The organism is Solidesulfovibrio magneticus RS-1 (assembly GCF_000010665.1).
Classification (GTDB): Bacteria; Desulfobacterota; Desulfovibrionia; order Desulfovibrionales; family Desulfovibrionaceae; genus Solidesulfovibrio; species Solidesulfovibrio magneticus.
In genome coordinates this window covers 3841995-3855587 of sequence record NC_012796.1, presented here as the reverse complement: position 1 = coordinate 3855587, position 13593 = coordinate 3841995, and the positions used below count along the sequence as shown (strand labels likewise).

Below are 13593 nucleotides of genomic sequence, written 5' to 3'. Positions count from 1 at the left end.
CGGCAGCATACGCCAAAAAGGATCGGGCCGCCACCGGGCGGATCAGACTACGGCCAGGACGGAACCGGGCGCGGGTGAGGCCGTTTCCGGCCAGGAGATCACGGGCGTGAGGCCAAAGGGGCGGATGGAGCCGGTGTCGGCGTAGAGATAGTGCAGGGCGGCCACGTCCAGGACCGAGAAGTTGGCCTTGTAGGTGTCGGTTTCAGTGTAGGACATGACCGTGAAGTCGGTGTTGTCGAGAAGCGCCGGCAGGCTGCGTGTGTAGGCCGTGTCGTCCAGGCCCAGGGTATGGCCGATCTCGTGAAGGATGGTCTCGTAGCCGAGGCTGCCGGGCACGGGATCGGCCAGGGTCGCCCTCCATTCGGCATTGTCCAGATAGACGTAATCCTTGAGGTCGAAGATGGGTGAGCCGTCATCGGTGGTTCCGGTCACGGCGTCGAAGTAGGTTATGGCCATGGTCGAGGGGCCGGCGATGTCCATGGTCCCGAAGGCGATGTCGGCGCTGGCCGCGTCGGCCGTCTCCACGAAGGTCAGTCCCGTCAGCGACTGGGACGTGGCGTAGATGAGGCGCACGGCGGCTTGTTGGGTGACGTTCAAGGGCGCGAAGTCGAGGGCCGTGAAATCCGCGTCGTTGGGGCCAAGGGGCGTGGTCATGAAGCCGTAGGTGACCGTGAGGCCGGAAGATGGCGATTGGCTCGTCCAAAGCGGAAGATCAACGTAAACGATTGCATCAATGAGCACGTTGCCGCTCGCCTGGGCGACGGCGATGGAAGGGGAATTGCCGGCCACGGCTGGCCTCCGTGTTGGTGGTTCCTTGACGTGGCAATCCTCTCCGAAAAATGCGTTTCCGGCAAGGCGGACGGTTGCGAACATCTGGACGAAACACCCCTGTTGCCTGTAAGCATGGAGTATCTCTCCCTCTCCCGAAGGTTCGTGTTCCCCGTTCTTGCGCGCAGCGTCCTGTCCCTCCATGGTGTTTGCTGGTTGCGCGTCTGCCCATCTCCGCGCTCTGCCCGGGAAATTGCAGGGCCGGTCGCGCTCTCGGGCCAACCGCCAACAGGAGCGAAGAGTTGGGCCAATCCCGATAGAGGCAGGTTCTTCTTGACCGGGAAGGGAGTTTGTGGAAAATGATTTTCCATAAGGCTGGTCGCTCAATGGGACCGGCCAACACGTAAACGTTCCCCCGCCGTCGCCAGCCAAAAGGAGGCCATTCCCATGACCAAGAAACTGACCACCAACGCCGGAGCCCCTGTCGTCGACAACCAAAACGTCCTGACCGCCGGACCACGCGGGCCGCAGTTGCTCCAAGACGTCTGGTTCCTGGAAAAGCTCGCCCATTTCGACCGCGAGGTGATCCCCGAGCGGCGGATGCACGCCAAAGGCTCGGGGGCGTTTGGGCATTTCACCGTCACCCACGACATCACCCGTTACACCAAGGCCAAGATCTTTTCGGCAATCGGCAAGAAGACCGACCTGTTCGTGCGCTTCTCCACGGTGGCCGGCGAGCGCGGCGCGGCTGACGCTGAACGCGACATTCGGGGATTTGCCATCAAGTTCTACACCGAGCAGGGCAACTGGGACCTCGTCGGCAACAACACGCCGGTCTTTTTCCTGCGCGATCCGCTGAAGTTTCCCGACCTCAACCACGCCGTCAAACGCGACCCGCGCACCAACATGCGCAGCGCCAAAAACAACTGGGACTTCTGGTCCTCCCTGCCCGAAGCCCTGCATCAGGTGACGGTGGTCATGAGCGACCGGGGCATCCCGGCCAGCTACCGCCACATGCACGGCTTCGGCAGCCACACCTTCAGCTTCTTAAGCCCCCAAAACGAGCGCTTCTGGGTGAAGTTCCACTTCAAGACCCAGCAGGGCATCAAAAACCTCACCGACGCCGAGGCCGAAGCCCTGGTCGGCAAATGCCGCGAAAGCCACCAGCGCGACCTCTACGACAGCATCGAGGCCGGGAACTTCCCGCGCTGGACCATGTTCATTCAGGTGATGCCCGAAAAAGACGCCGAAACCTGCCCCTACCATCCCTTCGACCTGACCAAGGTCTGGTACCACGGCGACTATCCGCTGATCGAAGTGGGCGTGCTGGAACTCAACCGCAATCCGGAAAACTACTTCGCCGACGTGGAACAGGCGGCGTTCAATCCGGCCAACGTCGTGCCCGGCATCGGGTTCTCGCCCGACAAAATGCTCCAAGGGCGGCTTTTCTCCTACGGCGACGCCCAGCGTTACCGCCTGGGCGTCAACCACCACCTCATCCCGGTCAACGCCGCCCGCTGCCCGGTTTCGAGCTACCACCGCGACGGGGCCATGCGCGTGGACGGCAACCACGGCAGCACCCTGGCCTACGAGCCCAACAGCTACGGCCAGTGGCAGGAACAGCCCGACTTCCGCGAGCCGCCCCTGGCCATAAACGGCGCGGCCGACCACTGGAACTTCCGCGAGGACGACGACGATTACTACACCCAGCCCGGCAAGCTGTTCCGGCTCATGAACCCGGAACAGCAGCAGGCGCTATTTGGCAACACCGCCCGGGCCATGGGCGACGCCCCCAAGGACATCAAGCTGCGCCACATCCGAAACTGCGCCAAGGCCGACCCGGCCTACGGCCAGGGCGTGGCCGAGGCTTTGGGACTGACGGTGGCAGAGGCGATGGGGTAGTTTGGAGAGTATGTTGCTGATATAGGAGGAGAAGATGCCTCCGGCGGCCGGGGGGCTTAGCCCCCCGGACCCCCAACATGGGAGACGGTCGGCCGGATGGCGGGCGTCGGCCCCCGACTCGCCATACGAAACAGGCGGCTTTTGGCGCGAGCAAAGCCTCGCGTCAAAAGCCGCCTGTTTCGTATGGTGGGAGAAAGAACGACAGGGTGGGCGATGTTACCAGTATGTCGTCTCGTCCCGGCATAGTCTCCGGTCGCGGGGGATGGGGCGCAGGGCGTTTCGGGCGGCCAGTCGGGCGGCCCACCAGCCCTCGTAGTCGGCGATGTTTTGGACCTCGGTCCCTTCGTGGTCAAAAGCGCTGCCCACTTCCAGATAGACGTCGAGGTTGGCCAGATCCGGGCGGGGCAGACGACTGGCTTCATGGTCGCGCCACATGGCTTCGTAAAGGTCTTCCAGACCGCGCACCAGGCCCGGCATGTCGAAAAGCACGCAGGAATCCTTGCCGGCGGCCAGCCGCTCCCGCAACGGGGCAAGGCTTGCCCGGTCGTTGCCGTAGGCCACGGCCCGTTCGACATAGTCCTGGGTGGTTTCGCACACCAGTTCCGGCAACCCCGCCGCGCGCACCAGACTGCCGCACACCCGCGAGGCAAAGGATCGGCCGCTGACGGTCAGGACCGGCACGCCGGACCACAGGGCGTCGGAGGCGGTGGTGTGCGCGCCGTAAGGCGTGGTGTCCAGAAACAGGTCGGCCAGGGGATAGCGGGCCAGGTGGGCGGCGTTGGCGGTCTTTTTGGCGAACACCAGCCGCTCCCGGGCGACGCCCTTGGCTGCGGCGTAGTCGGAAAGACGCTTGCTCACCCCTTCGTCGCCGCCAAGGAGCCACAAGACGCTCCCTGGAGCGCGGGCCAGAATCTCCAGCCAACGGTCGAAGGTGGCCCGGTGGATCTTGTGCGCGCCGTTGAAGCAGCAAAAGACCATGGCCCCCTCGGGCAGACCGGCCTCGGCCCGGCTGGGCTTGTGGTCGGCCACGGTCCGAAAGCGGTTGCTTGGCTGGTAGCAGGGCAGACGCACCACCTTTTCCGAGAAATAGGCCTCGTTATGCGGCGGCACGATCCAGTCGTCGGCGATGAGGTAGTGGTGGTAGGGGCTGGCCATGGTCCCGGGATAGCCCAGCCAGTTGACGATGATCGGGGCCGGGCGCAGGGCCACGAGCTTGAGGCGCGCGTCGCGGGTGTAGCCGTTTAAATCGACAAGGATCTGGATGCCGTCGTCGGCCATGAGTTTGGCCGCCGCCGCGTCGTCCAAGTGGCTGATGACCCGGAAATGGTCGCTTGCGGCCTGGAAATGGGCGTGCATGGCGTCGGGCGAGTCCACGCCGCAGTAGTAGCTGAAGACTTCCACCCGGGAGCGGTCATGGAGCCCCGGCACCTCGGTCATGAGGTAGCCCACGGCGTGCTCGCGCAGGTCCGAGGACAGATAGCCCACCCGCAGCGGGGCGTCGCCCTCCCGGACCGCCCCGGGCCAAGCCGTCATGGTCGCGGCCGGCGAACCCACGTCGGTCCGGTTGTAGTGGGCGGCCAGGGCCAGCTGCCACAGCGGATCGTCGGTGAAGGCTCCAGCCGACAGCGGCGACATGCCGCGCACCAGCACTCCGGCGTCGAAGCGCTCGCCCGGTTCAAGGATGGGCCATTTGCACTGGCGCTGGCGCAGGGCCACCAGATGCTGCACCACTTCGGACTGGTCGCGGTCGAGCTCCAGGCTTTCGCGCAGCATGGTTTCGGCCGGATCGTCCTGGCTGACGGCTTCCAGGGCCCGGGCGCTCTGGTTGAGGGTCGTGACCTTGTGAGACACGGCCGAGGGGTTGACGGCGGCCATGCGGGCCAGGGCCGCCGACCATTGAATGATGGCCAGCCCGATTTTGCCCTGGCGTTCCAGCACCCGGCCCAGGTTGATGTAGGCCGGCATGAAGTCGGGACTCAGGGCAATGGCCTGTTCCAGGGCCTGCTGGGCTTCCACGATCTTGCCGCTGTCGGTCAGCGCCACGGAATAGTTGAATAACACGGCGTAAAGCAACGGGTCCTGGGGATGGCTGGCGACCCAGGCGGCATAGGCCGCCTCCACCGAGGCGAGCTGGCCGCTTTGCTTGAAGGTTTCCGTGGTGCGGATGAGGTCCGGGACGGAAAGTCCCGCCACCATGGACTGGATCAGGGCCGGAGACAGCACGTCTTTGAGCATGGCGGGTGGTCAATCCTTGCATGTTTGCGGCATGGACGCACTTTCGCGCCCAGGGTTACGGAGAACATCCGTTTTCCGGAGTGAAATTGCGTCCATTGCCTGTCACGGCCGCCGCCTGGAAAAAATGCCTCGGCGTCAAAACCTGCCCTGCTGCCTTAGGCCAGGGCGTTTTGTATGGCGGCCAGCTGCTCGGATGTCATACCGGCCAGCTGGGTCGTTGTAAACGCATCGATTTGGGTGGCGTTCAAGGCTTCCAGTTCGGTGGTCGTCAACTGGGCGATGGTGGTGGCTGACAGCCTGGATACCGTGGTGGTGGTCAGTCCCGCCAGCTGGTTGGCCGAAAGCGAACCGATCTGGGTGGCGTCCATGGTTCCGAGCTGGGTGGCGGTGAGCGCCCCAACCTGGGTCGAGGAGAGTGACGCCAGCTGGGCGGCGGTCAGGCTGGTCAGCTGCGTGCCGGCCAGGTTGCCCATCTGGGTGGTGCTCAGCGACGCCAACTGGCTGGTGGACAGGGCCTTCACCTGCTCGCTGCCAAGAGCTCGCAACTGCATCCGCTCCAGCCCGTCGATCTGGGTCACGGTCAGATCGGCGATCTGGTCCGCGGACAGCGAGGCGATGGCCGTGGGCGTCAGCGCCCCGATCTGGCTGGAGGTCAGGCCGGCGAACTGGGTTTCGGTCATGCCGTCGAGCTGGGTCGGGGTGAGGCCGGCCACGCCAAGGGTGGACAGGGCGCTGATTTGGTGCGCGCTTAAGCTGGCGAACTGGGTCGTGGTCAGGGCGGCGGTCTGGGCGGCGGTCAGGCCGCTTAAGGTCGTGGTCGAGAGCAGCTTCACCTGATCGGTGGTGAGGCCCGCGATCTGGGCGGCGGTCAGGCCGGCCACGCCGGTGGCCGAGAGGCTGCCGAACTGGGTGGTGGTCAGGGCGGCCAGTTCGGTGGTGGTCAGCCCGGCCACGGCCGTGGGCGTCAGCGCCGCGATCTGGGTGGCGGTCATGGCCGCCAGTTGGGTCAGGGTCAGGCCGGCGACCTGGCTCGCGGTCAGGCCGGACACGGCCGAGGTGGACAGCTGGGCCACCTGGGTGGCGGTCAGCCCGGCGATCTGGGTGGCGGTCAGGGCGGCGGCCTGGCGCGAGGTCATGCCGCCGAGTTCGGTCTTGGACAGGGCCGCGATCTGGCTTGTGCCGAGGCTGGCGATCTGCGTCGTGGTCAGGGCGGCCATGCCCGTGGCCGAAAGGCTGGCGATCTGGGCGGTGGTCAGGGCGGCCAGGGTCGTGGTGGACAGGCCGGCCAGGGCGGTGGTGGACAGGGCGTCCATCTGGCCGGCGGACAGCGCCGCCAGCTGTTCGCCGGAGAGGCTTTCGATCTGGGCGGCGGTCAGGCCGGCCACGCCGGAGTCGGCCAGGGCGGCGATCTGGGTGTTGCGAAGCGCCCCGATCTGGGTGGTGGACAGCGCGCCCACGGCCGTGGCGGTCAGGCCGGCCACCTGGGTGGCGGTCAGGTTGCGCAACTGGCTGGTGGTGAGTCCGGCCATTTGCGTGGTGGTCAGGGCGGCCAGCTGGGTGGCGGCCAGGGCGGCCAGCTGCTTGGTGGACAGGGCGGCCAGGGCGGTGGCGGTCAGGCCCGGGACGGCCGTGGTCGAAAGCTTGGTGATCTGGGTGGTGGTCAGGGCGGCCAGCTGGGTTTCACCCATGGCGGCCAGTTGGGTGGAGGTCAGTCCGGTCACCTGGGTCGTGGTCAGGGCGGCGGTCTGAGCGGCGGACAGGGCGGCCAGCTGGGTGGCGGCCAGGCTGCCGATCTGGCTGGCGGTCAGGGCGGCCAGCTGGGTGGCGTTAATCGCCTGGATGCGGCTGGTGGGCAGGGCGGCCAGCTGGGTGGCGGTCAGCCCGGCCATTTGCGTGGCGGTCAGGGCGGCGAACTGGCTGGGGGACAGGGCCGCGAACTGGGTCTGCGTCAGCCCGGCCACGGCCGTGGCGGAAAGGGCCTTGGCCTGGGTGGTGGTCAGGGCGGCCATTTGGGTGGCGGACAGGGCCGCGACCTGGCTGGAGGTCAGGCCGCCGATTTCCGTGGCGGTCAGGGCGCCGAGCTGGGTGGCGTCGAGGCTACTGATCTGGCTGGTGGTCAGCCCGGCCATCTGGGTGGGGGTCAGGGCGGCCAGTTGCCGGGTGCTCAGGGCGTCGAGCTGGGTCTCGCTTAAGCTCGCCAGGGCGGTGGTCCCAAGCCCGGCCATCTGGGTCACGGTCAGGCTGCCAAGCTGGGTGGCGCTAAGAGCGGCCATGAAGGTGGCGGTGAGCTTGCCAAGCTGGGTGGCGCTAAGGGCCGTCAGCTGGGTATCGGCCAGGGCGGCGATCTGGGTCGCGGTCATGGCTTCGAAGGCGTTGGCCGAAATGCCCCGGATCTGGGTCTGGGTCAGGGCGGCGATCTGGCTGGTGGCCAGTCCGCTCATCTGGGTTTCGGACAGCGCGCCGATCTGGACGGCGGTGAGCTGGCGCAGCTGGGTGGTGGTCAGGGCGGCCAGTTGGCCGGCGGTCAGCCCGGACACGGCGTCGGTGGACAGCGCGGCGGTCTGGGTGGCCGACAGGGCGGCAATCTGGCTGGTGGACAGGGCCGCGACCTGGGTTTCGGTCAATCCGGCGATTTCCGTGACCGTCAAAAGACCCATCTGGGTCGTGGTCAGGGAGGAAAGCTGGGTGGCGGTCAGGGCCGCGAACTGGGTGGCGGTGAGCGCGGTCATCTGCCGGGTGGTCAGGGCGGCCAGCTGGGACTCGGTCAGGCCGGCCACGGCGCTGGTGGACAGGCTGGCCATCTGGGCCGTGCCCAGGGCGGCCAGCTGGGTGGTGGAAAGCTGGGCGATCTCGGTGGAGGAGAGCGCCTGGATCTGGCTGGTGGCCAGGCTGGAAATCTGGGTGGCGGTAAGCGAGCCGAGCTGGGTGGCGGTCAGGGCGGCCATGCCCGTGGCGCTGATGGCCCGCAGCTGGGTGGTGGTCAGCGCCGCCAACTGGGCGGTGGTCAGGGCGGCGACCTGCCCGGCGTCAAGGCCGGCGATCTGGTCGGCGGTCAGGGCGGCCAGCTGGGTGGCGGACAGGGCGGCGATCTTGGTCGGAGTGAAGCCGTCGATGCCGGCCACGGTCAGGGCGGCCAACTGGCTGGCGGACATGGCGGCCAGTTGGGTGAAGCTGAGCGAGGCGACCTGGGTGTCGCTCATGCCGCTGAGCTGGGTGGCGGTCAGGGCGGCCAACTGGGTGGTGGACAGAGCCGCGGTTTGGGTTTCGGTCAGCGCGCCGATCTGGGTGGCGGTCAGGGCGGCGGACTGGGTGGCGGCCAGGGCCGCCAGTTCCGTGGTGGTCAGGGCGGCCACGGCGGTGGTGGACAGGGCCGCGATCTGGGTCGTCTTGAGGGCGGCCAGCTGGGTGAGGCCAAGGGCCGCGACCTGGCTGCCGGTCAGGGCGGCCATGTCGGCGGTGTCCAGGGCCGCGATCTGATCGGTGCTCAGGCTGGCCAGGCTGGTGGTGGACAGCGCCGCCACGGCCGTGCCGGTCATGGCCGCGACCTGGGTCGGGGTCAGGCCGGCCAGCTGTCCGGGAGTCAGGGCGGCGGCCTGGGTTTCGGTGATGCCGCGCAGTTGCGTGGCGGTCAGCCGGCCCCATTGGGTGGTGGTCAGCGCCGCGACCTGGGTGGTGGTCAGCGCGCCGATCTGGGTGGCGGTCATGGCCGCGATCTGGGTGGTGGACAGGGCGGCCAGGGCGGCGGTGGACAGCCCGGCCAGGGCCGTGGCGGACAACGCCGCGATCTGGGTGGCGGTCATGGCCGCGATCTGGCTTTCCGGCATGGCGGCCAGCTGGGTGGAGGTCAGGTAGCCGACACTGGCGGCGGTCAGGGCGGCCAACTGGGTGGCGGACAGGGCGGCCAGCTGGTCGGCGCTGAAGTCGCTGATCTGGGTGGCCGACAAGCCCCGCAGCTGGGTGGTGGTGAGGCTGCCCATCTGGGTGGTGGTCATGGCCGCGATCTGGCTGTCGCTTAAGGCCGAAAGTTCCGTGGCGGTCATGGCCGCGATCTGGCTCGGGGCCAGGGCGGCCACTTGGCTGGTGGTCAGTCCGGCCACGGCCGTGGCGGACAGGGCGGCGATCTGGCTGGTGGACAGTCCGGCCAGCTGGGTGGTGGTCATGGACCCGATCTGCACGCCGTCGAGGCCGGCCAGGGCGGCGGGGGTCAGCCCGGCCAGCTGGGTGGTGGTCAGGGCGGCGGCTTGCCGGGTGGTCAGTCCGGCGATCTGGGTGGCGGTCATGGCCGCCAACTGGGTGGTGGTCAGGACGGCGAACTGGCTGGTGGTCAGTCCGGCCACGGCCGTGGCGGTCATGGCCGCGATCTGGCTGGCGGACAAGGCGGAAAGCTGGGTGGCGCTCAGTTGGCCAAGGCCGGTGGCGGTCAGGCCGGCCAGGGCCGTGGTGGTCATGGCGGCCAGTTGGGTGGTGGTGAGGGCGGCCAGTTGTGACTGGTTCATGGCCCCGACCACGGTTGCGGACAGCCCCTTGACCTGGGTGGTGGTGAGCACGCCAATCTGCTCGGCGGTCATGCCGGCCAGGGCCGTGGCGGTCAGGGCCGCGAACTGGGCGGCGGTCAGGGCGGCCAGCTGGGTCGCGCCCAGTTCGGCCATGTCGTCGCTGCCCAGGCCGGCGATCTGGGCGGCCGTCAGGCTCGCCAGCTGGGTCCGGGACAGGGCGGCCATCTGGGCGGCGGACAGGGCGCTCACGTCGGCGGCCGGCAGGGCGCGCAACTGGGTGGTGGTCAGGGCGGCCACCTGGGTGGCGGTCAGGGCGGCGGCCGAGGTGGAGGTCATGGCCGCCAACTGGGTGGTGGTGAGGCCCTTGATCTGGGTCGCGGACAGGGCGGCCAATTGGGTGGCGTCCAGGGCGGCCAGGGCCGTGGTGGACAGGGCCGCGACCTGAGCGGTGGACAGGGCGGCCAGCTGGGTCACACTCAGGGCCCGCACGGCGGTTTCCGTGAGTCCGGCCACGGCCGAGACGGACAGGCCGGCGATCTGGGCCGGGGTCATGACGGCGGTCTGGGTGCCGTCGAGGCCCGAGCCGGACGTCTTGGTCAGGCTCTTGAGCTGGGCGGCGGACAGGGCGGTCAACTGTTCGGCGGTCAGGCTGCCGATGGCATCGTGACTCAGGGCGGCCAGTTGCGAGGTGGTCATGGCGGCCAGGTCGCTGGCGGTCAATTCGGCCATGTCGGTGGTGGTCAGACCGGCGATCTGGGTGGCGGCCAGGCTGGCCAGCTGGGTGTCGGACAGGGCGGCCATCTGTTCGGCGGAAAGAGCGGACAGGGCGGTTGAGGACAACCGGCGCAGCTGGGCGGTGCTCAGGGCGGCGAGCTGGGTCGGAGTCAGGCCGGCGGCCGTGGCGGGGTCGAGGCCGGCCAGTTGGGCGGCGGTCAGGCCGGAAAGCTGGGTTGTGGTGAGGCCGGCGATCTGGGTCGAGGACAGCCCGGCCAGGGCGGTGGTGGTGAGGGACGCGATTTGGGTCGGGGTCAGGGCGGCCAGCTGGGTTTCGGACAGCGCGGCCAGGCTCGTGGCGGTCAGGGCGGCCAGGGCGGCGGCGCTTAGGGCGGCGACCTGGGCGGCGGGCATGGCGGCAAGCTGCGTGGTGGACAGGGCGGCGGCCTGGGTGGCGGTCAGTCCCTTGGCCTGGCTGGCGGACAGTCCGGCCAGCTGGGTTTCGCTCAGGCCGCCAAGGGCGGTGGCGGTCAGGCCGGAGAGCTGCGTGGCGGTCAGGCCGGCGATCTGGGTGGCGGTCAGCTCGGCGACGTCGGTCTCGCTCAGGCCGGCCAGTTGGCCCGAGGACAGGGCGGCCAGCTGGGTGGCGGAGAACGCGGCCATTTGCTCGGCACTCAGCGCCGAGAGGGCTGTTGAGGACAGGCCGCGCATCTGGGTGGCGGTAAGGCCGGCCAGCTGTTGGCTGGTCAGGCCGGCGGCGGCGTCGGCGGTGATGACCACCATCTGCAGGGCCGAGAAACGGGCCATCTGGGTGGTGGTGAGGCTGCCGAGCTGGTCGGCGGACAGGGCCTTGACCTGCAGCAGGGTCAGGGCGGAAATCTGGGCGGTCCCCAAACCGGAAAGCTGGGTGGTGGTCAGGTTGGCGATCTGGGTGGTGGTCAGTCCGGCCACGGCGGTGGTGGACAGGGAGCCGATGAAGGTCGCGTCCAGGGCGGCGAGCTGGGTTTCGTCCAGGGCGGCCACGGCGGCGCTGCTTAAGGACCGGATCTGCGTGGCGGTAAGGCTTTGGAGCTGGCTGGCGTCCAGGCCCCTGGCGGCGGTGGTGGTGAGCGCGCCGACCTGGGTGGCGGACAGGGCGGCCAGGGTGGCGGCGGACAGTTCGGCGGCGTCGGCGCTCGTCAGGCCCTTGAGCTGCGTGGCGGTCAGTACGGCGACCTGGGTGGCGCTCAGGGCGTCCATCTGGGTGGCGCTCAAGCGGCTTAAGGCCGTGGCCGTGAGCGCCTTGACCTGGGTGGTGGTCAGGGCGGCGATCTGGGTGGTGGCCAGGGCATCGACGGCGGCCATGGACAGCCCGGCGATTTGCGTGACGGTGAGGCTGGCCAGCTGGGCGGTGGTCATGGCCGCAAGCTGGCTTTCGGTGACGGCGCCGGCCTGGGCCGCGGTCAGGGCCGCGATTTGGGTGGCGGCCAGGGCGGCAAACTGGGTCTCGGTGAGGCCGGCGATGGCCGTGGTGGAAAGCCCCTTGATTTGGGTGGTGGTGAGCGCCGCTACCTGGGTGGCGGCCAGGGCGGCGAACTGGGTCTCGGTGAGGCCGGCCAGGGCGGCGGCGGTCAGTCCCTTGACCTGGGTGGTGGTCAGGGCGGCCAGCTGCGTTTCGGACAGCCCGGCCAAGGCGGCGGCGGTCAGCGACGCCAACTGGGTGCTGGAGAGGCTGGCCAGCTCGGTGGTGGTCAGTTCGGCCATGTCCGTGGCCGTGAGCGCCTTGATCTGGGTGGCGGTCAGGGAGGCCAGCTGAACGGCTGACAAGGCGGCCATCTGTTCGCCGGAGAGCTGGCTCACGGCGGCGGCGGACAGGGCCTTCACCTGGGTCGTGGACAGGACGGCCAATTCGTCGGCGGTCAGTCCGGCCACGGCCGTGGCCGTGAGACCGGCCATCTGGGTGGCGGTCAGGGCCTTCACCTGGCTTGTGGACAACGAGCCGACCTGGTCGGCCGAGAGGTTTTTGACCTGGGTGGCGGTGAGGGCGGAAATCCGGGTGGCGTCGAGGGCGGTCAGTTGGGTGACGGCCAGGCTGGCGATGACCGTCGTAGTGAGCTTGGCCACGGCGGTGGCGGACAGGGCGGCGAATTGTTCGGATGACAGCGCGGCCACTTGGCCGGCGGACAGGGCGGCCGCGCCGGTGGCGCTGAGGGCGGCCAGTTGGGTGGTGTTGAGGCTGGCCAGCTGTACCTCGGTGAGTCCCTTGATTTGGGTGGCGGTCATGGCGGCCATCTGGGTGGTGGTCATGGCGGCCAGGCTGGTGGTGGTGAGTTCGGCCATGTCCGTGGCCGAGAGTCCCTTGATCTGGGTGGCGGTCATGGCGGCGAGCTGGGTTTCGGACAAGCTGGCGGCCTGGGTGTCGGACAGGGCGCTGAGCCAGGTGGCGCGAAGGGCCGTGATCTGGGTGGTGGTGAGGCAGGCCAGCTGGTCCTGGTTCAGGGCGGCGATGGCCGTGGTGTTCAGCGAGGAAATCTGGGTTCCGGTCATGGCCCCGATCTGGGTGGCAGTCAGGGCGGCGGCCATGTCGCCGTCAATGGCGGCGATCTGGGCGGTGGTCAGCACGGCGACCTGGGTGGCGCTCAGGCAGGCCAGCTGATCGGGGCTCATGGCCGCGACCGTGGCGGTCGAGAGGGCCTTGACCTGGGTAGAATTGAAGGCGGCCAGCTGGTCCGCGGAGAACGAAGCCGCCTGGGTGGCGGTGAAAGCGGCCACACAGACGTTGGACAGGGCGGCGATCTGGACGGTTTCAAGGCCGGCGACCTGTTCCTGGGTCAGACTCTTGATCTGGGTGGCGGTCATTCCCTTGACCTGGGTGGTGGTCAGGGCGTCGAGGTGGGTTTCATCCAGGCTGCCCACGGCCGTGGCGGAAATGGCCTTGACCTGGGTGGCGGTCAGGGCGCCCAGCTGATCGACGCTCAGGGCGTTGATCTGGGTGGCGGAAAGCGCGGCCACCTGGGTGGCGGTCATGGCGGACAGCTGGGTGGTGGACAGGGCGGCCAGCTGGGTGGTGGTCAACGAGGCGATCTGGGTGGTGGTGAGCTCGCGAATGTCGGAGGCGGTGAGTCCGGCCAGCTGGGTGGTGGACAGGGCGGCAATTTCGTCCTCCGCGAACACGGCGATCTGGGTCTTGGTCAGGGCGGAGAACTGGGCCGCGCTGAAGTAGACGAGCTGGTCGATGGTCAGCGCCTGGGCTTGCCCCGTGGTCAGGGAGGCCATCTGGACGGTGCTGAGCGCCTCGACCTGGGTTTCCAGGAGATCGGCGAAATCCGTGGCGGCAAGGGAGCGAAGCGCCGTCGTCGTCAGGGCGGCGATGGCTTCGGCCGAATAGGAGGATATGGGGGCTACGCTCACGGCTTGGGACTCCTTGCGAGGGATGAAACGGCTTTCCCGGCCAACGCCGGCCAGGGGGGAATTTTTTTCCCGCTCTGCCGGCCCTGCC

Annotated in this window: 4 protein-coding genes; 1 reads left to right on the top strand and 3 read right to left on the bottom strand. The window is 68.5% G+C overall.

What is annotated here, in order from left to right:
- Positions 1 to 42 precede the first annotated feature (42 nt).
- Positions 43 to 789, bottom strand: a complete 747-nt coding sequence (locus DMR_RS16145; protein ID WP_015862062.1) for a hypothetical protein — start codon at positions 787 to 789, stop codon at positions 43 to 45.
- A 426-nt stretch (positions 790 to 1215) separates the two neighbouring features.
- Between DMR_RS16145 and DMR_RS16140 the strand changes: the two genes are divergently transcribed.
- A complete protein-coding gene (locus DMR_RS16140; protein WP_015862061.1) occupies positions 1216 to 2670 on the top strand; it encodes a catalase in 1455 nt (484 codons plus the stop codon).
- Positions 2671 to 2886: 216 nt separating this feature from the next.
- Here the strand turns inward: DMR_RS16140 and DMR_RS16135 are convergent, their stop codons facing one another.
- Complete coding sequence (locus DMR_RS16135; protein ID WP_015862060.1) at positions 2887 to 4905, bottom strand: glycosyl transferase; 2019 nt, start codon at positions 4903 to 4905, stop codon at positions 2887 to 2889.
- Between the two features lie 155 nt (positions 4906 to 5060).
- Positions 5061 to 13505 (bottom strand): hypothetical protein, encoded by an 8445-nt coding sequence (locus tag DMR_RS25630; RefSeq protein WP_015862059.1) that lies wholly within the window; start codon positions 13503 to 13505, stop codon positions 5061 to 5063.
- Between the last annotated feature and the right edge of the window lie 88 nt (positions 13506 to 13593).

What these genes read in the sequence shown, in the direction of transcription:
- DMR_RS16140 (WP_015862061.1), top strand. Translation starts at nt 1,216, where the DNA reads ATGACCAAGAAACTGACCACCAACGCCGGAGCCCCTGTCGTCGACAAC.
- DMR_RS16135 (WP_015862060.1), bottom strand. Translation starts at nt 4,905, where the DNA reads ATGCTCAAAGACGTGCTGTCTCCGGCCCTGATCCAGTCCATGGTGGCG.